This is a genomic window from Puniceibacterium confluentis (genome assembly GCF_007923445.1).
In the GTDB taxonomy this organism is placed as follows: domain Bacteria; phylum Pseudomonadota; class Alphaproteobacteria; order Rhodobacterales; family Rhodobacteraceae; genus Puniceibacterium; species Puniceibacterium confluentis.
Map to the genome: position 1 here is coordinate 72,994 of NZ_VOJI01000012.1, position 22,785 is coordinate 95,778.

The window sequence follows — 22,785 nt, forward strand, 5'->3', positions numbered from 1 at the left end:
CGCTCAGCTCCCGTCGCGCCAGCGGTTCACGATCGGATAGCGGCGGTCCAGCCAGAAAGCGTGCTTGCTGAGCCGCGCCCCCGGCGCCGACTGGAAGCGTTTGTATTCACTGATGTAAATCAAATGCTCGACCTGCTTTGCATCGGCCCTGTCGAAACCGGCAGCGACACAGTCCTCGATGGATCCGTCGCCGTCGATCAGGATCTTCAGTATCCCGTCCAGCACCGGATAGTCCGGCAGCGAATCGCTATCCTTCTGATCTGCGCGCAGTTCGGCCGAGGGCGGCTTGTCGATGATACGCGCGGCAATGACTTCGCCGGCCGGGCCATTCATCCAGTCGCGATGGTTGGCATTGCGCCAGCGGCAGACATCGAACACCCGGGTCTTGTACATGTCCTTGATCGGATTGTAGCCGCCGGCCATGTCGCCGTAGATCGTGGCATAACCGACCGCGACCTCGGACTTGTTGCCCGTGGTCAGCAGCATCTCGCCGAACTTGTTGGACATCGCCATCAGCAGCAGGCCGCGCAGACGCGACTGAATGTTCTCTTCGGTGAGATCGGGCCTGGTGCCTTCGAACACCGGCGCCAGAGTCGCGGTGATCGCCGCCCGCCCCTCGGCAATCGGTACAAAATCGTACCGGCAGCCCAGCGCCTGCGCCACCGCCTTGGCATCCTCCAGCGAGGCTTGCGAAGTATACTCGGACGGCAGCATCACGCAGCGCACATTTTCCGCCCCCAGAGCATCGGTTGCGATGGTGGCGACAATCGCGGAATCGATGCCGCCGGACAGCCCCAGCAGCACCTTTTTGAAACCGGTCTTGCGCATGTAGTCGCGCAGCGCCTCGACCATGACCCGGTAATCCTGCTCCATCATGTCGGGATGCGCGGTGAACGGCCCCGGCAGGCAACGCCAGCCGTCAGGCCCGCGCTCAAGATCCACATGCGCGACCACGGTGTCGAACACCGGCAGCTTCACCGCCATTTCCCCACCGGGGTTGAGCACGAAAGAGCCGCCGTCAAACACCTGATCGTCCTGACCGCCCACCATGTTGAGGTAAATCAGCGGCAGGCCGGTCTCGACCACCCGCGCAACCATCTTGTTCAGACGCGTCTCGAATTTTCCGCGATAATAGGGCGATCCGTTCGGCACCAGCAGGAACTCGGCACCGGTCTCGGCCAGGGTCTCCGAGACATCCTCGTGCCAGGCGTCCTCGCAGACCGGGGAACCGATGCGCACATCCCCCACCGCATAGGGCCCGCCCAGCGGACCGGCGTCAAAGACCCGCACCTCGTCGAACACCGTCTCGTTGGGCAGGTGGTGTTTCATCACGGTCGAGGCGATCCTGCCGCCTTTGCAGATGAAATAGGCGTTGAACAGTTCCGTCCCCTCGACCCAGGGACCGCCGATGGCCAGCGCCGGTCCATCGGCACAGTCTGCCGCCAGAGCGCGGATCGTGTTGATCGCCTCGATGTGAAAGGCGGGCTTCATCACCAGGTCCTGCGCATTGTACCCGGTGATGAACATCTCGGGCAGCGCGACCATGTCGGCACCGGCTTCCCGCCCCTGTTCCCAGACGTCGCGTGCCAGCGCTGCGTTGCCCGCAAGGTCACCCACCGTCGGGTTGAGCTGTGCCATTGTCAGCCGGAACCGCTCTGCCATACCGTGTCGCCTTTCGCTTCAATTTCGGAAGTCCACATAGCAGAACCCCGCCCGAGGGGAAGCACCCGCGGCCAAAAGAGATTGTATCGACCGGCACTGTCCCTTAGATTTTAAGCAGTTTCAGGCAATGAGACATGAGCAGGGGCGGAAGAGCGACATGACCAAAGGATCGCGGCACGGATTCAGCATCGCGGCGGCTCTGGCGCTGACCGGCGCCCTGAGCGGCATGGCTCTGGCGCAAAGCGACGGCGTCGTGACCAAACAATATGATGACGGTGGCGTCTATGAAGGCACCTTCCGCAACGGGTTGCAGGATGGCACCGGCACGTACCGGCTGCCCAATGGCTATGAATACACCGGCGACTGGAGCGACGGCGAGATCCGCGGCAAGGGCGTCGCGCGCTTTCCGAACGGATCGGTCTACGAGGGTCAGTTCGCCAAGGGAAAGCCCGAGGGCATCGGCAAGATCGTCTTTGCCGACGGCGGCACCTACGAGGGGACATGGCTTGACGGCAAGATCACGGGCAAGGGTGTGGCGATCTACGCCAACGGCGTGCGCTACGAGGGCGCATTCCGCAATGCCCTGCACCATGGCCGCGGCACCATGACCTCGCCCGGGGGCTACAAGTACGAAGGCGACTGGGTCAACGGCGTCAAGGAAGGCAACGGCACCATCACCTATCCCGACGGGTCGCTGTACGAAGGCCGCGTTGCCGGGGGCGCGCGGGCGGGCGAAGGCAAGCTGACGATGCCGGACGGGCTGATCTACGAGGGCATGTGGCAGGGCGGGCAGATCGACGGCGTCGGCAAGCTCACACAGCCCAACGGCGATATCTACGAGGGCGAACTGGTGGCCGGACGGCGCGACGGCAATGGCAAGGTCACTTACGCCAACGGCGACACCTACGAAGGCGAATTCGAGGCTGACCAGCGGCAGGGTCAGGGTACGTTCGTCGGCTCGGATGGCTACCGATACTCCGGCAACTGGGTGGCCGGTCAGATCGAGGGTGAGGGCGAAGTCACCTATCCCGACGGGTCTGTCTATGTCGGCATGTTCCGCGGCGATCTGGCCAACGGCAAGGGCCGCATCACCTATCCCGACGGGTCGACCTACGACGGCGACTGGGTCGACGGGGTGATCGACGGTGAGGGTCGCGCCACCTATGCCAACGGGCTGGTCTACGAGGGGCGGTTCGAGAACGCCCGCAACAACGGTTACGGCGTGATGACCTATGCCGACGGCTATCGGTACGAGGGTGAATGGAAGGATGGCCAGCGCCACGGACAGGGCACCGCCACCTACCCCGACGGCACGGTCTACACCGGTACGTTTGTGGACGGACAGCGCCACGGCACCGGCGAGATCACCATGGCCGACGGGTTCAAATACGCCGGCGACTGGGCCGATGGCGAAATCGAAGGCACCGGAACCGCCACCTACGCCAACGGCGACGTCTATGAGGGTGCGTTCAAGGACGGCAAGAGGCAGGGCACCGGCACAATGCGCTATGCCACCGGCGAAGAAGCGAGCGGCGAGTGGATCAACGGTGCGCTCGACGACTGACCCGGCCCCCTGACAGGGCGCGGTTGCTCCAGCCGCCCGCGTTGGGCACCTTCTGGACGGGCCCGGAACTTCGCCGCCCTGCGCGCGGCGCCCTGATCCGGCACCGGGTCGATGGATCACCAGGGGATGACCCGGCCTTGCCAGTCATAGAATTTTCCGGTGTCTGACGCGTCCAGTCCGGCAATCACCCGCAACAGGTTTTCCGCCGCCTCGACCGGCGGCACCATCAGGGTGTGCTCGGCATAGTCGGCGGTGAAGGCCGTCCCGACCGTGCCGGGGTGCAACGCCACCACGGCCAGTTCCGGATGGCTGCGCTTCAGTTCGATCGCCGCACCGTGCAGAATTTGGTTCAGCGCCGACTTGGACGCCCGGTAAGAATACCAGCCGCCCAGCCGGTTGTCGGTGATGCTCCCGACCCGGGCGGAAAGCGCGGCAAAGACCGCGGGCGCACGGCGTGGCAACAGCCGCACCGCATGTTTCAGCACCAGCGCCGGGCCGGTCGCGTTCAAGGCGAACTGATCCGCCAGCGCCTGTGCGCTCAGCGCCCGCAGCGACTTTTCCGGCCGGGCGCCGTTGAGCGACAGGGCTCCGGTCGCCACCAGTATCAGGTCAAACGGCCCCTGCATCGCGCCAAGGTGCCGCTCGACCGAGGCCTCGTCGGTCACATCAAGGCCCGTGTGCGACCGGGACACGCCCGTGACCGCGACGCCCCGCGCCGCCAGCGCCGCACAGAGTGCCGAGCCGATTCCGCCGCTGCTGCCTATGATCAATGCCTGCTTCATGCCGGACAAGCTAGCGGCAGGAACCCGCCCTTCAATCCCCGCATCCAACGCCGCATCGGGCACCATTTTCCGGGTTTTCATTTCACAAACGCCAGCTATGATGCCGGGCATGACAACCCTGTGCCATATTCCGACACCTGAACGCGCCTCTGGCGCGGTCGTGGCGTCTGGCGCGCGTGCCGCTGGCGCGCCGCTGCATGGCCTGCTTCTCCTAATCCGCCTCTGAGCGTGCCGTCACGGCGCAATCGCTCAGAGGAGGCTTGTTCCGCGCCGGACACACCCAGGAGAAGATTGAGAAAGATTCAGACATGACCGATACGTCCAACACTCCCGCATCAGAGCGTGGTGCGCCGCAGGGGCGCAAAGACAAGGTGGTGATTTTCGACACCACCCTGCGCGATGGCGAACAGTCCCCCGGCGCCACCATGACCCATGACGAAAAGCTCGAGATTGCCGAGCTGCTCGACGACATGGGCGTCGACATCATCGAGGCAGGTTTCCCGATCGCCTCCGAAGGCGACTTCCGTGCCGTTTCCGAGATCGCCATACGGTCCAAGCGGTCGGTGATCTGCGGGCTTGCCCGGGCACAATACACCGACATCGACCGGTGTTGGGAGGCGGTGAAAGGTGCCGCCCAACCGCGCATCCATACCTTTATCGGCACCTCGCCGCTGCACCGCGCCATTCCCAACCTTTCGATGGATGAAATGGCCGATCGCATTCACGACACGGTCACCCACGCCCGCAATCTCTGTGACAACGTCCAGTGGTCGCCGATGGATGCCACCCGCACCGAGTGGGACTATCTGTGCCGCACGGTTGAAATCGCGATCAAGGCCGGCGCCTCGACCATCAACATCCCCGACACCGTCGGGTATACCGCCCCGGTGGAATCCGCCGAGCTGATCCGCAACCTGATCGCCACGGTGCCGGGCGCGGACGGGGTGATCTTTGCCACGCACTGCCACAACGACCTTGGCATGGCGACGGCCAATTCGCTCGCGGCGGTTGCCGGGGGCGCGCGCCAGATCGAATGCACGATCAACGGTCTTGGCGAGCGCGCCGGCAACACCGCTTTGGAAGAGGTGGTGATGGCGCTGCGCGTGCGCGGCGACATCATGCCCTTCGAAACCCGCATCGACACCACCAAGCTCATGCATATCTCGCGGCGTGTCGCTGCCGTGTCGGGCTTTGCCGTGCAGTTCAACAAGGCCATCGTCGGCAAGAACGCCTTTGCCCATGAAAGCGGCATCCACCAGGACGGGATGCTGAAGAACGCCGAAACCTTCGAGATCATGCGCCCCGAGGACGTCGGCCTTTCGGCCACAAGCCTGGTGATGGGAAAACACTCTGGCCGCGCCGCCCTGCGCGACAAGCTGCGGCAGATGGGGGTTGATGTCGGGGACAACCAGCTCAAGGACATCTTCGTGCGCTTCAAGGAGCTCGCCGATCGCAAGAAGGAGGTCTATGACGACGACATCCTCGCGCTTGTGACCGCGACCACCGAGGGCGATGACCGGCTCCAGATCCTCAACCTCCGTGTCGTCTGCGGCACCGGCGGCCCGGCCGAGGCCCAGCTCGAGATGGAGGTCGACGGCAAGGAAGTCAGCGCCACCGCCCACGGCGACGGTCCGGTGGATGCCACCTTCAAGGCGGTGCGCGAACTGCACCCGACAGAGGCAATCCTGCAACTGTATCAGGTCAATGCCGTGACCGAAGGCACCGACGCCCAGGCGACGGTGTCGGTGCGCCTCGAAGAGGACGGCATGATCGCCACCGGCCAGTCGGCAGACACCGATACGGTCGTCGCTTCGGCCAAGGCATATGTCAACGCGCTCAACCGCCTGCTGGTGCGGCGCAGCAAGGTTGGCAAGGATGTCAAGGAAATCAGCTACAAGGACGTGGGCTGACAGGACACGGCACCCCCCCGGCGGCAAAGGCGGGGGTGGTTGGCTCCCCGGATCCGGTGCGACGATGGTTCCGGCGCGGCCGGTGAGCCGGTCCGGTTCCCGCCTGTGAAAAACGGCACAGCAGGCAATAGGCTGGAATGGCGGCGCGGGGGATATCATGCCCCCGTCGCCGCGCCAGGCATTCAACCCATTTTTGGCTCAAGCTCGACGGACCACAGTTCGTGATCCGCGCTGTCCATCAGCCGCACCGTCATCACGCCGGTGTCGGCTGCGATGTCGACTTTGCCGAAAAATTGCATCCCGTCGCTGGGGGGCAGGTTGGCCTGCCCCGGTTCCGGATGTTTGGCAAACCGGACTTCGGGACCAAAGGTGTTGTCATAGTCCGACGGACCAAAGGTGCCCGCGTGCAGCGGACCCGAGACGAATTCCCAGAACGGCTCGAACTCCTGGAACACCGCGCGGTCCGGCGAATAATGGTGCGCGGCAGTGTAGTGCACATCCGCCGTCAGCCAGACGGTGTTGGCGATTCCGGCCGATTTGACAAAGGACAACACCGCCGCGATATCCTGCTCGCGCCCCAGCACCGGGCCGTCACCATTGGCGCCGTTTTCCATATTGGTCTCACCATCGCGTACCATCATCCCGATTGGCATGTCCGAGGCGATGACCTTCCAGGTCGCGGTCGATGTCACCATTTCACGCTTCAGCCAGGCCATCTGCTCGGCCCCGAGGAACGGCGTGCCGCCCGCTTCGGTGTTGGCGGTGTTGTCGCCGCGATAGCTGCGCATGTCGATCACGAAGATGTCGAGCAGCGGGCCATAGGACACCTTGCGATAGACCCGCATCGGTTCGGACGGCATCTGCCGCGTCGGCATCATTTCGTGAAACGCCCGGGACGCCCGGGCCGACAGCGTCTGCAGCGACTTGACGGTATAGCGGTCGTCCGATGACAGCATCTCGTTCGGATACCAGTTGTTTGTCACCTCGTGGTCATCCCACTGGGCAATGATCGGCACGGCGGCGTTGAAGGCCTGCACGTTCCTGTCCATCGCGTTGTAGAGGTGCTGTCCGCGGAATTCATCCAGCGTCTCGGCCACTTTGGACTTGGCCTCGGTGACGATATTCTTCCAGATCGTACCATCGGTCAGGGCCACTTCCTCCTTCAGCGGACCATCGGCATAGACGGTGTCACCCGAATGCAGGAAGAAGTCCGGGCCATGCTGCAGCATGGTGGCATAAGTGGTCATTCCGCCGCGGTCTTCGTCGATGCCCCAGCCCTGCCCGGCCGTGTCACCGGACCACACAAAGCTGATGTCGCGGTTGCCCATCGGAGCGGTGCGAAACTGCCCCGGAACCGGTTGCGACAGCGTATTGTCGGCCAGATCGGCCATGGTCACCCGGTAAAAGATGTTCTGATCGCTCGGCAGCCCGGACAGGGCCAGCTTGCCGGTGAAATCGGTCGAGGGGCCGACCGCCAGCCCGGGAACGGCGCGCAGGTCGGACAGGCTTTCGGTGGTGGCCCATTCAACCAGCATCTTGGCTTCGCGGTCGGCGCGGGCCCAGATCACCGCACCGTCATGCGCCACGTCACCGGACATGACACCATGCGTGATCGCCGGGCGTGACTGCGCATGTGACAGCGCTGGAACCGCCAGCGCAGTGCCAAGGGCGGCACCGCCCAGCAGGGTCTGGCGGCGGGTGAGGGTTATGCGTGGCATGGGGATGGCTCCGTGAATGAGGGATACATCCGCGACCATCTGCACCGCGTGTAACGTCGCGGCTTCGGCGTGACGAAACATTCATGACGGTTTGCGCAACCGTCGTGGCCTGGCCACCGGTGCCGGCCTATTCGCCCAGGGCAATCCCCTCGCGGCGCGGGTCCGCCCCGCCGCGCAGACCGTCCGGACCGATCGAGATCGCATGCAGGCCCGAATTCAGTGCCTGCACGGAAACCTCGTAGCCCAGCATTTCCAAATCGGGGCCAAGCGTCTCCATCAGGGTGCCGACCTCAAGGTCGAATGTGCCGAACCGGTTCACCCCGTGTGGAGCGGCAACGGCCTGCTGCACATCCATACCCCAGTCGAGATAGGAGATGATCGCCTGGGTGACATAGCCGATGATCCGGCTGCCCCCGGGGCTTCCCACCACCAGCACCGGCTTGCCGTCCTTGCGCACGATTGTCGGCGCCATGGACGAACGGGGCCGTTTGCCGGGCTCGACCCGGTTGGCGATCGGCACACCCTCGGCGTGCGAGCGGAAAGAGAAATCAGTCAGTTCATTGTTGAGCAGAAAGCCATGCACCATGAGGCGGGACCCAAAGCCGTTTTCGATGGTGGTCGTCATCGACAGGGCATTGCCGTACTGATCGACGATCGAGATATGCGAGGTCGAGGGGAATTCGGCACTTTCGTCTTCGGCCCAGAGCGCGGCATGCTCGAAATCGGGGTTTCCGGCGCTGACTTCGGGAAGCGCGTCGTCACCGCCAAGCAACTGCGCCCGTTCGGCCAGATAGCCTGGTGCCACCAGCCCCATGGTCGGCATCGGCACAAAGTCACTGTCGGCCATAAAGCGGCCGCGATCCGCAAACGCCAGCCGCGACGCATCCCCGATCAGCCGCCAGGCTTCGGCATCCGCCGCGCCGGGAAGCTGGTAACTTTCCAGCATCCCCAGCACCTGCCCCACTGTCAGCGCGCCAGAGGACGGCGGCCCCATGCCACAGACCTCGTGCGCACGGTAGTCAACACAGATCGCCGGTCGCTCCTTGACCCTGTAGATCGCCAGATCCACCGGCTCCAGCACCCCGGGGTTGCCGTCTGCACCCTTGACGCGGTCGACGATATCCCGCGCGATCTCGGAGGTATAGAAGACGCCTGCCCCCTCGGCGGCGATGCGTTTCAGCGTGTCGGCATAAGCCTGGTTGGTCAGGGTCGTTCCGGCCTGCAGCGGCGCGCCATCGGGTAGAAAATAGGCCGCGGTGTCGGGGAATTCGGCCAGTCTCTCGGTGTCGTCGGCGATCAGCGCCGCCAGCCGCGCCGACACCTGGAACCCCTGCTCGGCCAGAGAAATAGCCGGGTCGAACAACCCGCCCCAGGCAGCTTTGCCCCAGCGGTCATGCGCCGCCTGCATCAATGCGGGCGTGCCCGGCACCCCCACCGACCGGCCCCCGACAACCGCCTCGAAAAAGCTCAGCGGCTCGCCGGCCTCGTCCTGGAACAGCCGGGGTGTCGCGGCCAGAGGCGCCGCTTCGCGGCCGTCCAGCGTGGTGATCTCTCCGGTCGTGCCATCATGCCAGACCAGAAACGCGCCGCCGCCCAGTCCCGAGGATTGCGGCTCGACCAGCCCCAGCACCGCCTGCACCGCGATCATCGCATCCGCTGCGGTGCCGCCTTGCCGCAGGACCTCCGCTCCGGCGGACACAGCGTGCGGGTTGGCCGCCGAGACCATCCAGTTCTGCGCCACAACCGGGACACCCTGTTCCCTGGACTGGATCGCAGCCGCCACCGCGCCTGACATCGCTTCGAAACCGGAAACGGCGGGCCCTTCGGGGGCCACCGCGTCCGAGGCCTGCTGGGCTGCGGCAGGCACGGCAAGTGCCGTCACCAGAATGCCCCCAAGTGTCAGATATCGCATGGAAATCAACCTTCCGGAATCTGCTTTTGCCGATACATTAGCACGGCTTTTTCGCTAGTTCTGCCAAAAACGTTCAAGTCCTGCACCAACACGCAGCCCCGACATCCGCCAGGTTGAAGGGTGCCCCGTCTCGCCAGAGCGATGGGGCGTCGGGAAATCCGGGGGTCAAATGCGCCGTCCCGCGGCACCGCATCCCGTGCTCCGCGCGTCCGTGGGAACACGCGGAGATTGCCTCAGAGCATCGAGGGCACGACCTGATCCGGCGGGCGGTGCCCATCGGCAAAGGTCTTGATGTTGAGCAACACCTTTTCCCCCATTTCCAGACGCCCTTCCACGGTGGCCGACCCCATGTGCGGCAGCAGCACGACATTCGGCTGCGCCCGCAGGTCCGGGTTCACATCCACCCCGTTTTCATAGACATCCAGACCGGCGCCTGCCAGTTCATGCGCCTTCAGCATGCGCGCCAGCGCGTTTTCGTCGATCACCTCACCGCGCGAGGTATTGACCACCACGGCGGTGGATTTCATCAGCTTCAACCGCCGGGCGTTCAGCAGGTGGAAGGTCGATGGCGTATGCGGGCAATTGACCGAAATCACGTCCATCCGGGCCATCATCTGATCCAGACTTTCCCAGAACGTCGCTTCCAGCGGCTCCTCGATCTCGGGGCGCAGTCGGCGGCGGTTGTGATAGTGGATCTGCATGCCAAAGGCCCGCGCGCGACGGGCCACCGCCAGACCGATCCGCCCCATCCCCAGAATGCCCAATCGCCGCCCGCCCAGACGCCCGCCGAGAAAGGCCGTCGGCGCCCAGCCCTGCCATTCACCGGCCTGCATCACGGCCAGCCCCTCGGGCATCCGCCGGGTCACGGCCAGCATCAGCGCCATGGCCATGTCGGCCGTGTCCTCGGTCACGACACCGGGCGTGTTGGACACCAGAATGCCGCGCTGGCGGGCGGTGGCGACGTCAATGTGATCGACCCCCGCGCCATAGTTCGCAATCAGCCGCAGCCGGTCGCCGGCCTGCCCGATCATGCCCGCATCCAGCACGTCCGTCACAGTCGGCACCAGCACATCGGCATCCTGCAGCGCCGCCGCCATCTCGCTGCGGCTCATCGGCGTGTCCACGGTCCGCAACCGCGTGTCGAACAATTCGCTCAGCCGCGTTTCTACGGCGTCGGGCAAGCGTCGCGTCACGACAACACTCAGACGTTTTGATGGCATATCACGCCTCCTCGTACTTTCCCTGCCTTCGGTTTGGCGGCACAGTGCGTCATATCAGGACGGGTCACAAGAACCCCGCCGGAAAAACTCTGAGCAGGACAACAGAATGATCGCGACGATTAGGGGATGGGTCGCAGCAGCGACCCTGGGGCTTTCGGTTCTGGCAGGACCAACCCCGCTGGCGGCCACCGAGGAACGCGGCGCGGTGACCAACCTGCCGATCCCGCGTTTCGTGTCGATGAAGGCCACCGAAGGCAACGTCCGGCGCGGGCCGTCCCTGACCCACCGCATCGACTGGGTCTACACGCGCCGTGACATGCCGCTCGAGGTCACCGCCGAATACGGCCACTGGCGCCGGGTGCGGGACCGCGACGGCGCCGGCGGCTGGGTGCATTATTCACTGCTGTCCGGGGTGCGCACGGTTCTGGTCGAAGAGGACATGGTGGAACTGCATTCCCGCCCCAAGATCTCGGCCCCCGTCACCGCCCGGCTGGCCCTGGGTGTCATTGCCAAACTGGGCGATTGCGAAACCGACTGGTGCGAGTTGAGCGCCGGCGGCTATTCCGGCTGGGCGGTCAAACGCGCGGTCTGGGGCGTTGATCCGGAAGAACTGCGCGAATAGCAGGACACTGCTACCGGAACCGGGACCCGGCCGGCCGCGCGCCAGATCACGCCCCGTCAGGCAGCTTCGTGCAACAGGATCGCCGCTTCCGAGGAGGACAGGTTGCGGCGCACAGGGTCGCCATAGCTGTGAGGATTTCCCGACACTCCGGGTATCAGCCCCAACAGCCGCGTCCGGTCCGTGTCACTCAGAGTGCTCAGGGCAGCATGAGCCGGGTGGAAACTCTCGGTTTCGACGCCATTGGCAAACAGCACCTCGTGACGCGGCAGCAGCAGATGCACATAGGTCACTTCCCGTACCATCCTGTCCACGATCACGTCGCGGCCGTTGACCAGGTCCTTGGCCGCCACCAGCACTTCGGGGGTGTTGAACAGGGCCCGCGCCACCGGTCCACGCACCAGCATCCGGTGTTCCGGCGACACCAGAACCGCATCGTCCGGCCGTTCGATCCCCAGCGCTCCGGCGAGGATGCGGATGGGGCGCAGGGCCGGAACCGCGAACAACCGCGCGCCGGACATGCGGCGGCTGCCGATCCAGCGGATTTCCTGGGCGCCGCTGTCCTTGGTCTGCACGCTGTCGCCTTCGCGCAGGTCCTCGACGCGCACCTGGCCGGCGGGAGTGGCGATACGGGTGCCCGGGGTAAAGCAAATCACGCCGCCCGCCTCGAGCCCAGGTGACACATCGTCGGGCTTCGGTTCAAGGGTGTGATGCACGATCCAGAGATCGGTGCCGCGCGGCGGAATGTCATCGACAAACATCAGCAACGGTGCGGCGCCATTGCCGACCTCGATCAGCGTGACGGTAAAGCTTTGCAGGCCATTGGTCACGACAAAGGACGAGTCCACCATCGGTTGTGAAACGTCGTCAGAAATCGTGTGCAATGGCGCCTGCGAAACTGCCGCACCGATGAGACGGCGCACCATGCGTGCCGCGCGTTTGCGTGTGTTCGTCTCTCCCTCGGCACGATCAAGCCGCAGCAAGGTGCTGGGGCCATCCACCCGCACAGGCTCACCTTGCCAGGACCATGCCGCGCCCACTGTCAGGGACGACACCGGTGCGGCCTCAAACCCGTCCACTTCCGTCTGTGACCAAGAGATGACGAACGTGCCTGTAAAGCCCGTTGCCATTATACTTGTTACCTGCTCGCTTTTTTTTACTTATTGCCGTTTTTGTATCAGATTCATACGGTTCGGCAAAGTCCCCTGCGTTCGGCCGCCACGGGACCCCCGAGGTCCGCGGGGCACGGTGGCAATTCGGCAACGTCACCGCACCTTATGGCGCAAACGAGGTTGAACTATTCCCCCTCAGGTTGCAGCTCGCAGGTTTTCAGCGGCACAGTCCCGCAACCGCAGCAGGGCATCCAGAACCAGCGCGGCCGGGTCGATGTTCACCGCCCGTCCATGCCGCGCCCGGTCGCCCGAGGTCTGTGCCAGTGCCGCCCAGACGCGGCCTGATTGCGGGGTCGGTGCGAGCCGCGCCATCACCTGCGCTTCGCCCCGGGCGGCCTCGGGGGACGGCGGCACGCCGGTCACGCCACTGCGCGCCAAACGGGACACGGCCAGGTCCAGCAGCGTGAACAGCAGATCCAGTCGCTCTTCGCGGCCGCGTGCCGCCACACTTTCGGCCAGCGCAATCGCGCGCGGGCGGTCCAGATCCGGCAGGCTGGCAAACAGCGCGATGAGATCGGCATAAAGTTTCAGCCCGTCGAGATTCAGCAGACGCAGCGCCGCGCCGACAGACCCGGCGGACAGGGCGGCCAGGGCTTCGGCCTCCTGCGCGCCGACATCGGCGCCGGCCTGCGCCAGGGCCGCGGACATGTCCGCCGCGCCGAGCGGCGACAGGCGCAATTCGCGGCACCGCGAGCGGATCGTCGGCAACAGGCCCGAAGGCTGATGGCTGATCAGCAGCAGCACGGTACGTGCCGGCGGCTCTTCCAGCAGCTTGAGGATCGCATTGGCCGCGCTGGGGTTCATTTCGTCAACGCTGTCGACAATCACCACGCGGCGGCCGCCATCGGTCGCGGACAGCGCGAAAAAGCCTTTGAGTTCGCGCACTTCCTCGACCGTCAACTGGGTCTTGAGCCGCTTGGCCTTGTCATCCCAGGCGCGACGCACCAGCTTCAGCCCCGGTTCGGACAGCGCGCGCGTGCGGTGCATGACCGGGTGGTCCGGCGCGATGGACAGGCTGCGCGGCGGCGGCGGCGCGCCGAACATGCCGCCATCGTCCACAGGGTCGGGTGTGACCAGAAGAAAGCGCGCAATGCGCCAGGCCAGTGTCGCCTTGCCCAGCCCCTGCGGTCCGGTGATGAGCCAGCCATGATGCAGCCGGTCGGCCGCGAAAGCCGACAGGAACGCCTGTTCGGCCGCCCCCTGCCCGATCAGATCGGTCGTTTCGCGCGGATGGGGTGCACCTTCGACGCGGTCGGCTTCTGGCAGCGTTTCGTCCTTCATGTCCCGGCACCCGCACGGGCCGCCAGAACCGGATCGACGGCGGCCAGCACGGCGGCGGCCACCGTGTCCTCGTCGCGGGTGCCGTCGATCACCCGGAACCTGTGTGCAAACTCGTCGGCCAGAGCCAGGAAACCGGCGCGCATCCGGTCCTGCAACGCCTGGCCAAAATCCTCGAACCGCTCTTCGGCGGTGGCGCGCGCCTTGGCCCGCCTCAGTGCCGCGATGGGATCCATGTCAACCAGCAGGGTCAGGTCCGGCTCCTGCCCGATCATCAGGTCATGCAGGATGTCGACCGCAGCGCGCAGATCCCCGCGCGAGAGCCCCTGGTACATCCGCGTGCTGTCGGCAAATCGGTCGCAGATCACGATTTTGCCCGCCGCCAGCGCCGGACGTATCGTGCGTTCGAGGTGGTCGCGGCGCGCCGCGGTGAACAGCAGCAGTTCGGTTTCCGCCGACCAGCGGTCGGGGTCGCCCTGCAACACCAGCGCCCGTATCTCTTCGGCCCCCGGCGATCCCCCCGGCTCGCGGGTCAGAACCACGTCCCGCCCCCTGGCGCGCAGGGCATCGGCCAGACGCCGCGCCTGGGTGGATTTGCCGGAACCGTCGATGCCTTCGAAACTGACGAATAGGCCCTCTGCCGTCACATCGTCTCCTCGGTCGTCGGCGCCGGAGCTTCGGACGAGGCATTGACGCGGGCAATCAGCGCTTTGGAAACGGTGAGCATCCGGTTCACGAACCCGCCACGCGCCACGGCATGTTCCGCAACCAGCTGCACGCGGTGTTCCGGCAGCCCTTCGGGACGGATGATCAATTCGGCCAGTTGCGCGCCCTTGGCGATCGGCGCCTGCAGCGGTCCGGTATAGACCACCTCGGCGTCCAGCGGCGCGCCGGTGAGCGTCGGCAACAGCAGCCTGACATCCTCGGTCGTGACAAGCCCGACACTGTCCGCCGCGCCGTTCCAGACCTGCGCCGTGGCAATCGGCTTGCCGGCCGTGGTGATCTGCTTTTCGGCGAACTGGCGAAAGGCCCAGTTCACCACGGATTCGGATTCCTCGGCCCGGGCCCGGGTCGAATCCAGCCCGGTCATCGAAAAGATTATCCGGCGGCCGTTCTGCTGGGCGGACCCGACCAGCCCGTAGCCCGCTTCGGATGTGTGCCCGGTCTTGAGCCCGTCCGCCCCGATGCCCAGCCCCAGCAAGGGGTTGCGGTTGGACGAATTCTGTGGCGCGCGGCCGTCAAACTCGAATTTCTGCTCGGCAAAGATGGGATAGAATTCGGGAAAGTCGCGGATCAGGTGGCTGGCCAGCAGCGTCAGGTCCCGCATCGACATCAGGTGCCCGTCTGCGGGCCAGCCGTTGGAATTCTTGAAGGTAGAACTGGTCATCCCCATCTGCTGCGCCCGTCGGGTCATCAGGTCGGCAAAGCCGCGTTCGGTGCCGTCCGGGCTCAGCGCCTCGGCAATCACCGCACAGGCATCGTTGCCCGACAACACGATGATCCCGCGCAAGAGGTCATCGACCCGGACTCGGTCGGTGGTGTCAAGGAACATGGTGGATCCGCCATAGGACATGGCGTGCTGCGACACCGGCAGGCGCTCGTCCAGGCTCAGACGATTTTCCTTGATCGCCTCGAAGGCCATGTAAAGGGTCATCAGCTTGGACATGGAAGCCGGCGGCAGCGCCTCATCGGCATTTTTGGCCAGCAGCACCGTGCCCGTCGACTGGTCAAGCACAAATGCCGCCCGCGCGCGGGTTTCAAAGGCGGCAGCGGAACCGGCCAGCAGCGCCGCGACCGATATCCCGGCCATGAACGTGCGAAGGGTCGGAATCATTACGGCATCTCCTTCTGCCTGATCTGTTGTGCAGGTTCATTTCTACAGGGACTTGCCGCTGAATTGAACCACTCCGCGTTCACCTTTCGGCGCACGTACCTCTCGCGCCGCCTCCCGGCCCGCCGAATGGTGACCGCGCCGTCAATTGGAGACGGCATAGGCGTCGTTGAACCCCTTGGCCTTGATCTTGCCCAGCAGCGCGTCAAGTTCGCCTGCGTTCTGCACCGGACCGACCAGCACGCGCCAGAAGGCCTTGCCGCTCGAGGACTGTTTCTTGACCGTCGGCACCATGCCGGCCTGCCGCATCGCGGTTGCGGTGTTGTTGGCGTTCTCCTCGACGCTGAAGATGCCAAGCTGGATGAACGGCTTGGCCATCGCCGCCGCCTTGGCTGGCGCCGTCGCCGGTTTCGGCGCAGCGGCCGACGGTTCCGACACCGCAGCCGCAGCCGCAGCCGCAACCGCAGCCGGCGGCGCCGCGGGAGCGAGCGGCGCGGCCGCAATCGCAGCGGATGCGTCGGCAACAACGGGATCAAGCGCGCCTTCGGTGATTTCTGACGGCGCATCCAACTGCGCCGCGCCCACAGCGGGTGGTGACACCGGCGCCTCAGGCTCTGCCGCTACTTCCTCGCGCCGCAGGGCCACGACGTTCAGGTTAGCGGGCTGCCCGGCCAGCATCCCCAGCGCGGCGGCGGCATCCGACGAGATCTGCAGCCGCGGACCCGGCGTTTCGCGCTCGCGCCGGAAAAGGGCCCCGATCACGAACTGACCATTCTTTTCGTTGCGCACGATCACCCGCTCGGGATCCTTGACATCCGGATGGGCCACCCAGACCCCGCCCAGGGACGGACGCCCGTCCCACAGACCTGCCTCTGTGGCCTGGAACACTTCCGGCGTCTCGATATCCCGTTCGACCAGTTGCGTCTTGCGCGGCCCGTCTGCCGCAGCGCTGTCGGCCTTGGCCTTGGGCTGAAGAAACCCCGGCATCCGAGCATTGTCGCAGGCGCCGAGTGTCAGGATGATCAGACCCGTCGCGACGCTGCGCAGGGTCTTACCGCGAAACTCTGGTGACATTATTCCACCGCTCATGTTGTGCCCCTCAGCCTGTCACGCGCCACGCTCGCCGCGCCATGTCGCCGGATTTACCGGTCTTTGATGCATCAAGGCCACGCGCAGTGCAGCGCGGGCCCGTCCTGGCAGAGCTTAGCCCCTTGCCGCGAACAAGAAAAGGCCACAGCGCAACCCTGGCAGAATTTCCGCACATCCGCTTTCAGAATCGCCAGAAGCGGTCTAAAGGCAGCCGCACCGGAGGTTTGGCAGAGTGGTCGAATGCGGCGGTCTTGAAAACCGTTGGGCGTGAGAGCGTCCCGTGGGTTCGAATCCCACAGCCTCCGCCACAACACATAAAATTTCTGTGTAACATCAATATATTGGTGTTGGGGACCGCACTCCCATCCCCCATTTTGTCCACCATTTTAAAACTGATAGGTACTGAGAACGTGCCAACCTCAAAAGCTTGAATTGGCGATGCGTTAGTCAAGCGATGGAGCCGGTAGCCGCTGTTGACGGCGTCGAGAATCCCCCCCCCCACTCTTTCAACTTTTTTCCTTCAAATCGCCCGTATGGAAAAATGATGAGAAGCGCCGGTCCACATCCGACGGGCAGTTAGAACCTCACTGCCCCCCCCTTGCGCGCTCACACGAGCTATTGACCCTCGCCGGTGTCGCCGGTGTCGCCGGTGTCACACACTCGAAAAGCTGCATTAACGTTTACGGTAACCAACCCGCGTCAGTCCCATCCTTTCGGGCGGGGAGACCTGACCAACCTCTATCCGCGAGGTTTCGATAATTCGCGCAATATCGCACGAACAGCCGCCAACTCGGCCACCGTCTGCTTTGCTCTCATGCCGTGCTTGTAGAACGTGTTCGACTGGCCTGGCGGTGCGCCACCGCCCGCACCATGCATCCGGCAAACGCGCCAACCGCGAACGGCGGGGTTCTTACAGGGAAAGCCGGTCCGCTTGCTGTGTGCCGTGCATCGCGGGGCATCATGCGCGCTTTGCATGGGGTTGGCGTCAGTATTCATGGTCAGCCCTACCCCCCGTGCGTCACGGGACCAACGATGGCTTGCCCGCCTTCGTGAACCGTCACACGTTCGACCCTGACCACCTGTTGCGCCTTGGCGCGGTATTTCTTCAGAGCGTCCATCTGCGCCAGATAGGTGCGGCTCAGTCGGGTCATTGACCGCTCATAGCTTTCCCGCAGGGTCCAGTTTGGCGCGTCGGACATGCGTTCTGACGTAATGGCGAGCGCTACATGGGTTGCGCCCATCTGAGTCACGAGCATGGCCTCGATGCCGTCTCGAGGTTCAATGTCCTCTGCCAATGCAATGACGAAGTCGCGATAGATCGCTGATTGCACACCCAATACCTGCATCGCACTGACCAGAACCCCGCTTGCAGCGGCGCGTGATTTCATGCCGTAATATTCGCGAGCGTGGTCCGCGTCTTCCAGCTCAATCGTGACATCCTTGGGGTCAGAGGTTTTGAACCTCGGCGCTTTCCGCTTGCCGCGCTCACTAGTGGTCATTTCGTTCCGTTCGACATTAGCCATCGGCTTGCGTCCCTATTGAAGATGGATTTCAGTTCGTTCCCATCGTTGCGTGATGCCGTTCCAGCCTCGACCATCTGGCCCGTGCCGTTCCCAGATGGTCAGCCGCCGCCAGTCGTGGGGCGAGACGATGCGGCCCGTCCAGGTGACCGGGTTTCCCGACTCGGACCAGCCGTGCGGATAGCGTTCAGGGGGTTGTGCCGTGCCGTGCGGACTTTCGGGATTTGCCGCCGGGGGGCGTGCGACATGTGCGACTTGTGCGACACGGGGCATAAGTTCGGGGCCTGGTGTCGCCATTGTCGCACATGTCGCACCGGGGGGCGGGTTGGAACACGGCATTTCGGCCCCGCCGATGTCGGCCAGCGCAGCCTGCGCATCAAACCACATCGCGACCGCCCCGGACGATGCGCCAGACTTCCTTGCGCGCCGCCCCGCGCGCAATCGTTCCGGGATCCAGCGGGACCACCCAGCCGTGCTTTTCCAGCAGCGTCAACGCGCTGCGTGCTTTTGGGCTTTCACGAAGTGCGCGGACAGGAGCCAGTCGGACGACATCTCGGACAAGCACATCCGGTTCCGGCCAGCTTTCCAGCAGCCACTTGCGCAGCTTTTCCGCACGGTCGATGTCCGTCGATACCGTCGCCGCATCGGCCAGCCTCGCCGCCTCGGACAGATAGAATTGCGCCAGGGTGATGGCATCGGCCATGTCCTGCGCCTGCACCTCGGGCGCGTCCAGATCCCGCCAGAGGGTCAGCACGCCTGCGATGCGCGCCGCCTGTTCCGCCGCCTTTGAGCCGTAGCCGGTGACATGCGACAGGTCACCCCCCGATGCCTGCTCCGCCTCTATGGCGTCCGAGAACGGCACCAGCAGCGCCCGCGCGCCGGGACTGAGCGCCAGAGTGCGCGGCAGCAGTTCCCGCGTATCCGGGTCCATCGGCAAAGGGGCCTCAAGGATGGCGTGCAGCCGGTTACCAAAGCCATGCAGCGCGGTGTCGTCGCTTCGGGTCAGGCTGTGCAACCGGGTGCCGATAGTGCTGGGCGGTTCACACATCAGAAAGCGCGGCAGAAAGCCGGTGTCACCTGCCATCGGATCGGCCATGAAGGCGTGCGCCACGCCAGGCTGCACCATCAGGTGCACCGCCAGCCGCCGCCCGTAGAGGGTCAAACTGCCGTCACCCTGCCGGGTGCGCCGGATGGCATTGCCCTGCCACAGGTCATTGAGCGCAGCGAGGGTCTTTTGCCGGTTGTCCGACGACATCGCGAAGCCGCCAAGGAATTGTCCGCCTTCGTCCGAAAAGATGCCAAGGCTTGGCTGGCCCGACGCAAAGAGCCGGGTCAGCCCTTCGAAGGTCGGTTCGGTCACCGTGCGGTCAGTCGACGGTGGCGCAGCAGGTTCGCCGCCCAGCGCCGCCAGATCCGCCTGTGACGCGGTGCGCTTTTCGCCCTTGCCCTTGCGCGCCTCGCCCAGGATGCGGTCCCGCTCGCCTTTCCAGAGCGCATGGGCATTCTGCCAGGTGGTCACGTCGTCGCGTTGCGCCCTGGCCTGTTCCTTCTCGAAAGTGCGCAGCGCCGACATCAGCGGCGCGTCGCAGCTTGATTTACGCTCGCCGCTCGCCGCGATGGTCAGGGCATAGAGTGACAACGGACGCGGCCCGCCCAGGGTTTCCACATCGGCAAAGCCCTGCACGGCCAACGACGCGACCGCCAGTGCCGATGCTGCCGGGATAGCGACAGGCGCAAGGGTCTGGCCCTGTACCGCCTCCACCGCGCTGCGCAGCGGCCCCAGAGCCGCGACAGGATAGGAAGCACCCGAACGGACTTCGCGCAACAGCGGTTGCGGACCCTCGGCATTGAACGGGATCGGTTCGGGAGCATTCATGCGCACTTCCCTTTCATGTTGAGGATGTCGTTCCAGTCTTGACCTTCTGGGGCAGGCAGCAGCGACACGACCCAGCCAAGGGCGTGCGCCCGTTCAGCCAGCGCGTGCGCCGCATCGCGGCCCGGTATGTCGCCATCGGCAGCTATCGTCAGCTTGTAGGGTCGGTCAGGCAGGCGCAGCGCCCGGATGCCCGACGTTGACAGCGCCGACCAGATCGTCGCAGGGCCGCTCAACAGCCCGCACGACAGCGCCAGAGCCGTTTCTATACCCTCAGCCACGACAAGCCGGCCGACGCCTTCTGACAGGCGGACAGCGCCGCCAGCAGTCGCGCCCAGCATCGCCTTGGCCGGTTCGACAGCGGCCTTGCCGGTGCCATCGGCGCGCAGATAGGTGCGATGCACCGCGAAGCCGCCCCCCCCTTCCACCAGCGCCACCAACGCCGGAAACCGCCTGGCGGTCGGATGCCAGCAGGCCGGGGCAAAGCGCAGGGTCTGGGACAGGGGGCAGGTGATGCCCCGCCCCCTCAGATAGGTTTCCGCCAGAGTGCCGGTGACAGGTGCCGCCGCGTCCCACAGGTGCCGGGCCTGCGCCACCCGCTTAACGACCTCGGCCTGCTCCTCGGCCCTGCGTCGCGCCAGTTCGCCAGGGTCAGGCGGCGTGTAGCTGCCGCGCGTGATACCGGATGCCGCCGCGATGTCGCGAAACGTGCAGCCGGATTTCTTGCAGTGCAGCAGCAGCCTCCCGTCGTCGCCGTCGGCAACAGTCAGGGCGTTCTGGCCCTTGCGACCTTCTGGCTGGCACACCGGACAGGGTGCCACGCCATAGCGGCGATACCACTTGCCGCCAAGTTCAGAGGTAAGGGTACGTGCGCAATTCATTGGCCCGCCCCCCAGATCAAGGCGGCAAGCGCGTTCGCCTGCGCTTCGGTCAAGCCGTGAAGGCGACGCAGGTAGAGGATTTGCAGACGGCTCATGCTGCACCGCCTTCCTCGGACAGCACCTTGGCGCTAGGAGGGAATTTCAGACGCGCGCGGTCGATGTCCGATGCCAGACGATAATGCGCAATGTTTTCGGTGCCGCGATATTCGGCAACTATCGGCCATTCGTATTTCGATTTCAGCGTGTGAACGATAGCGCCAAGCCTCCAACCGTTCACCTCGCGGAATTCGGTCTTGTGGGTAATGGTGCGGCCATCAAGCAGTGCTTTGCAGCACCAGTAAACTTGGGTAGGGTTACTGAACCAGCGGTCAGATGCCATGATGCAATCCTTTAATTCCATTGAATTAAAGGGCGGGCGAAGCTATTAAAGCGTTGTGATATGAAGCCTCGGCCCCGCCCTGTTTCGGCGGGGTCTTTTTTATGCCGCAGTAGACGGACGCTGCGCCAACCAGTGGGCAATGACGCTTTCCGGCCAGGCGACAGCGCGGCGTCCAATACGTACCGGGCGGGGAAATTCGCCTCGGTCCATCATGTCGTAAATGGTGGACCGGCTGAGGCCGGTAGCGGCTTCAACTGCGGGGCGGCGTAGGTGATGGTCTGCCATGTTGCTTCCTTGTTGGAGGGTCTAAGTACACTCCGGAAGCGTATTGGCGCTGAGACTTGAATGGGAGTATGCGTAATTATCGAATACTATTTCCAACAAAAATAAATACAAAAGGCATTGAATTTATTGATGAATTTTCGAAATTCGTGCGGCGCCGTCGAATTTCTGCGCCGATTAACGGGCCTCCCTGAAATTTCTTATGGCATTGCGCATTGATGTGTCACCGAAGGTATCACTCAACGCATCTTGGGCCATTTGACGAAGTACCTTCGCAGGCTGTCCAATCGTTCCGTCTGGATAGGTGTCCGTCAACCAGCGGACAAGTTTATCAACTTTTCCGGGCCTTCCGGCTTTGCGTCCGTGGATTTGTGTTATTGTACGTTCGCGAACCATTTTTACGGCAAATTCGTTCATGCTTTTTCCGACATCTGAGGGAAACACCTCCGCCGGAAAACAGAGCGACCAACCATCCATCCATTGAAGCAGACACGCAAGTCTCTGGTGCCCGCCTTTTTGGTCATTGGCGCGGTCGAGGTTATGAAAATCAAGAACCCAAAGTTCCTGGTCGATGAAAGTCAGATCTTTGTCGAGCTTGGCAATAGCCGATTCCGCCGACTTTGCCGTCTGAGGCAAATCGGAAACAACAGTGCCTAAAGTACTTGCTGCCCATGGATCAACTCTCATTACTCTGGCGGTTTGGGGGCAGCAAAGCCGCGCCTTTCCAGTATTGTCACCAACAAATAAATGGAGAAAAATCCGGGCGGCAGCATCAAGCACAGTTTTTAGGTGAGGGTCCGCGACAGAGACCACATTATGCCCTGCACTCAAGTAAATTGCTTTCCGAACGGACTCGCGTTCTAGGCTGTTGCGGAACGTCTCCTCAAGCATCCTAGGCGTAAAGTATCCTTCTGGACAAAGCATTCTACGCCCCTGATTTGTACGGATTGCATTGGACGTTATCGGCATCGCGTGGGGGGTTCAATATGTGGGGCTGCATACCTGAGTTGCACTAGATCTTGCTAAAATCACTAGGCTTAGGACCCAATTATTTTCATGGGGCGGCGTGGTTCACGGTTCAAAAAACGAGCGG

Annotated in this window: 19 protein-coding genes and 1 tRNA gene; 4 read left to right on the top strand and 16 right to left on the bottom strand. The window is 64.1% G+C overall.

Annotated features, from left to right (window positions below; genetic code table 11):
• Window positions 1–3: 3 nt before the first annotated feature.
• Window positions 4–1,662, bottom strand: a complete 1,659-nt coding sequence (locus FOY53_RS14570) for an NAD+ synthase (protein WP_146590109.1) — start codon at window positions 1,660–1,662, stop codon at window positions 4–6.
• Window positions 1,663–1,888: 226 nt separating this feature from the next.
• Here FOY53_RS14570 and FOY53_RS14575 point away from each other — a divergent pair, with 226 nt between their 5' ends.
• Window positions 1,889–3,226 carry an MORN repeat-containing protein gene (locus FOY53_RS14575; RefSeq protein ID WP_246107420.1) on the top strand — a complete coding sequence of 446 codons (1,338 nt, stop codon included), beginning with the start codon at window positions 1,889–1,891 and terminating at the stop codon, window positions 3,224–3,226.
• A gap of 116 nt (window positions 3,227–3,342) precedes the next feature.
• Here FOY53_RS14575 and FOY53_RS14580 read toward each other — a convergent pair whose 3' ends face one another.
• Window positions 3,343–4,008, bottom strand: a complete 666-nt coding sequence (locus FOY53_RS14580; protein WP_146590113.1) for an SDR family NAD(P)-dependent oxidoreductase — start codon at window positions 4,006–4,008, stop codon at window positions 3,343–3,345.
• Window positions 4,009–4,316: 308 nt separating this feature from the next.
• On the opposite strand from FOY53_RS14580, the gene FOY53_RS14585 reads away from it, so the two are divergent.
• Window positions 4,317–5,918, top strand: a complete 1,602-nt coding sequence (locus FOY53_RS14585) for a 2-isopropylmalate synthase (RefSeq protein ID WP_146590115.1) — start codon at window positions 4,317–4,319, stop codon at window positions 5,916–5,918.
• A gap of 182 nt (window positions 5,919–6,100) precedes the next feature.
• Here FOY53_RS14585 and FOY53_RS14590 read toward each other — a convergent pair whose 3' ends face one another.
• The 3 genes from FOY53_RS14590 to FOY53_RS14600 all read right to left on the bottom strand — a co-directional run bounded on the left by FOY53_RS14590 (window position 6,101) and on the right by FOY53_RS14600 (window position 10,768).
• Entirely contained in the window at window positions 6,101–7,636 is a 1,536-nt protein-coding gene (locus FOY53_RS14590; protein WP_146590117.1) for an alkaline phosphatase D family protein, read from the bottom strand.
• A gap of 127 nt (window positions 7,637–7,763) precedes the next feature.
• The gene (gene ggt, locus FOY53_RS14595) at window positions 7,764–9,548 is read right to left on the bottom strand and encodes a gamma-glutamyltransferase (RefSeq protein WP_146590119.1); all 1,785 of its coding nucleotides are present in this window, start codon (window positions 9,546–9,548) and stop codon (window positions 7,764–7,766) included.
• A 233-nt stretch (window positions 9,549–9,781) separates the two neighbouring features.
• Window positions 9,782–10,768, bottom strand: a complete 987-nt coding sequence (locus FOY53_RS14600) for a 2-hydroxyacid dehydrogenase (protein ID WP_146590120.1) — start codon at window positions 10,766–10,768, stop codon at window positions 9,782–9,784.
• 106 nt (window positions 10,769–10,874) lie between these two features.
• Here FOY53_RS14600 and FOY53_RS14605 point away from each other — a divergent pair, with 106 nt between their 5' ends.
• Entirely contained in the window at window positions 10,875–11,390 is a 516-nt protein-coding gene (locus FOY53_RS14605; protein ID WP_146590121.1) for an SH3 domain-containing protein, read from the top strand.
• A gap of 56 nt (window positions 11,391–11,446) precedes the next feature.
• Here the strand turns inward: FOY53_RS14605 and FOY53_RS14610 are convergent, their stop codons facing one another.
• From FOY53_RS14610 to FOY53_RS14630, 5 genes are all read right to left on the bottom strand, one after another.
• Entirely contained in the window at window positions 11,447–12,517 is a 1,071-nt protein-coding gene (locus tag FOY53_RS14610; protein WP_186766620.1) for a Hint domain-containing protein, read from the bottom strand.
• A 177-nt stretch (window positions 12,518–12,694) separates the two neighbouring features.
• The gene (locus FOY53_RS14615; protein WP_146590123.1) at window positions 12,695–13,840 is read right to left on the bottom strand and encodes a DNA polymerase III subunit delta'; all 1,146 of its coding nucleotides are present in this window, start codon (window positions 13,838–13,840) and stop codon (window positions 12,695–12,697) included.
• Window positions 13,837–14,484, bottom strand: a complete 648-nt coding sequence (gene tmk, locus FOY53_RS14620; RefSeq protein WP_146590124.1) for a dTMP kinase — start codon at window positions 14,482–14,484, stop codon at window positions 13,837–13,839. Before tmk ends, FOY53_RS14615 begins: the two co-directional genes overlap by 4 nt.
• Entirely contained in the window at window positions 14,481–15,671 is a 1,191-nt protein-coding gene (locus FOY53_RS14625) for a D-alanyl-D-alanine carboxypeptidase family protein (protein WP_146590125.1), read from the bottom strand. Before FOY53_RS14625 ends, tmk begins: the two co-directional genes overlap by 4 nt.
• 141 nt (window positions 15,672–15,812) lie before the next feature.
• Window positions 15,813–16,757 (bottom strand): SPOR domain-containing protein, encoded by a 945-nt coding sequence (locus FOY53_RS14630; RefSeq protein ID WP_246107412.1) that lies wholly within the window; start codon window positions 16,755–16,757, stop codon window positions 15,813–15,815.
• Between the two features lie 218 nt (window positions 16,758–16,975).
• Here FOY53_RS14630 and FOY53_RS14635 point away from each other — a divergent pair.
• A tRNA-Ser gene (locus FOY53_RS14635) sits at window positions 16,976–17,065 on the top strand.
• A gap of 696 nt (window positions 17,066–17,761) precedes the next feature.
• Here the strand turns inward: FOY53_RS14635 and FOY53_RS14645 are convergent.
• From FOY53_RS14645 to FOY53_RS14670, 6 genes are all read right to left on the bottom strand, one after another.
• On the bottom strand, window positions 17,762–18,280 hold the full coding sequence (locus FOY53_RS14645) for a hypothetical protein (RefSeq protein ID WP_146590127.1): 519 nt from the start codon (window positions 18,278–18,280) through the stop codon (window positions 17,762–17,764).
• A 373-nt stretch (window positions 18,281–18,653) separates the two neighbouring features.
• Entirely contained in the window at window positions 18,654–20,153 is a 1,500-nt protein-coding gene (locus FOY53_RS14650; protein ID WP_146590128.1) for a YfjI family protein, read from the bottom strand.
• Window positions 20,150–21,031 (bottom strand): DUF7146 domain-containing protein, encoded by an 882-nt coding sequence (locus FOY53_RS14655; protein ID WP_146590129.1) that lies wholly within the window; start codon window positions 21,029–21,031, stop codon window positions 20,150–20,152. Before FOY53_RS14655 ends, FOY53_RS14650 begins: the two co-directional genes overlap by 4 nt.
• Window positions 21,032–21,122: 91 nt before the next feature.
• Window positions 21,123–21,410 (bottom strand): hypothetical protein, encoded by a 288-nt coding sequence (locus tag FOY53_RS14660; RefSeq protein ID WP_246107413.1) that lies wholly within the window; start codon window positions 21,408–21,410, stop codon window positions 21,123–21,125.
• A gap of 99 nt (window positions 21,411–21,509) precedes the next feature.
• A complete protein-coding gene (locus FOY53_RS14665; protein ID WP_146590130.1) occupies window positions 21,510–21,695 on the bottom strand; it encodes a helix-turn-helix transcriptional regulator in 186 nt (61 codons plus the stop codon).
• 174 nt (window positions 21,696–21,869) lie between these two features.
• Window positions 21,870–22,583, bottom strand: a complete 714-nt coding sequence (locus FOY53_RS14670; protein WP_146590131.1) for a hypothetical protein — start codon at window positions 22,581–22,583, stop codon at window positions 21,870–21,872.
• Window positions 22,584–22,785 lie beyond the last annotated feature (202 nt).

What these genes read in the sequence shown, in the direction of transcription:
- ggt (WP_146590119.1), bottom strand. Translation starts at nt 9,548, where the DNA reads ATGCGATATCTGACACTTGGGGGCATTCTGGTGACGGCACTTGCCGTG.
- FOY53_RS14575 (WP_246107420.1), top strand. Translation starts at nt 1,889, where the DNA reads ATGGCTCTGGCGCAAAGCGACGGCGTCGTGACCAAACAATATGATGAC.
- FOY53_RS14625 (WP_146590125.1), bottom strand. Translation starts at nt 15,671, where the DNA reads ATGATTCCGACCCTTCGCACGTTCATGGCCGGGATATCGGTCGCGGCG.
- FOY53_RS14585 (WP_146590115.1), top strand. Translation starts at nt 4,317, where the DNA reads ATGACCGATACGTCCAACACTCCCGCATCAGAGCGTGGTGCGCCGCAG.
- FOY53_RS14670 (WP_146590131.1), bottom strand. Translation starts at nt 22,583, where the DNA reads ATGCTTGAGGAGACGTTCCGCAACAGCCTAGAACGCGAGTCCGTTCGG.
- FOY53_RS14600 (WP_146590120.1), bottom strand. Translation starts at nt 10,768, where the DNA reads ATGCCATCAAAACGTCTGAGTGTTGTCGTGACGCGACGCTTGCCCGAC.
- FOY53_RS14655 (WP_146590129.1), bottom strand. Translation starts at nt 21,031, where the DNA reads ATGAATTGCGCACGTACCCTTACCTCTGAACTTGGCGGCAAGTGGTAT.
- FOY53_RS14610 (WP_186766620.1), bottom strand. Translation starts at nt 12,517, where the DNA reads ATGGCAACGGGCTTTACAGGCACGTTCGTCATCTCTTGGTCACAGACG.
- FOY53_RS14660 (WP_246107413.1), bottom strand. Translation starts at nt 21,410, where the DNA reads ATGGCATCTGACCGCTGGTTCAGTAACCCTACCCAAGTTTACTGGTGC.
- FOY53_RS14650 (WP_146590128.1), bottom strand. Translation starts at nt 20,153, where the DNA reads ATGAATGCTCCCGAACCGATCCCGTTCAATGCCGAGGGTCCGCAACCG.
- FOY53_RS14580 (WP_146590113.1), bottom strand. Translation starts at nt 4,008, where the DNA reads ATGAAGCAGGCATTGATCATAGGCAGCAGCGGCGGAATCGGCTCGGCA.
- FOY53_RS14665 (WP_146590130.1), bottom strand. Translation starts at nt 21,695, where the DNA reads ATGGCAGACCATCACCTACGCCGCCCCGCAGTTGAAGCCGCTACCGGC.
- FOY53_RS14615 (WP_146590123.1), bottom strand. Translation starts at nt 13,840, where the DNA reads ATGAAGGACGAAACGCTGCCAGAAGCCGACCGCGTCGAAGGTGCACCC.
- FOY53_RS14570 (WP_146590109.1), bottom strand. Translation starts at nt 1,662, where the DNA reads ATGGCAGAGCGGTTCCGGCTGACAATGGCACAGCTCAACCCGACGGTG.
- FOY53_RS14645 (WP_146590127.1), bottom strand. Translation starts at nt 18,280, where the DNA reads ATGGCTAATGTCGAACGGAACGAAATGACCACTAGTGAGCGCGGCAAG.
- FOY53_RS14590 (WP_146590117.1), bottom strand. Translation starts at nt 7,636, where the DNA reads ATGCCACGCATAACCCTCACCCGCCGCCAGACCCTGCTGGGCGGTGCC.
- FOY53_RS14630 (WP_246107412.1), bottom strand. Translation starts at nt 16,757, where the DNA reads ATGAGCGGTGGAATAATGTCACCAGAGTTTCGCGGTAAGACCCTGCGC.
- FOY53_RS14605 (WP_146590121.1), top strand. Translation starts at nt 10,875, where the DNA reads ATGATCGCGACGATTAGGGGATGGGTCGCAGCAGCGACCCTGGGGCTT.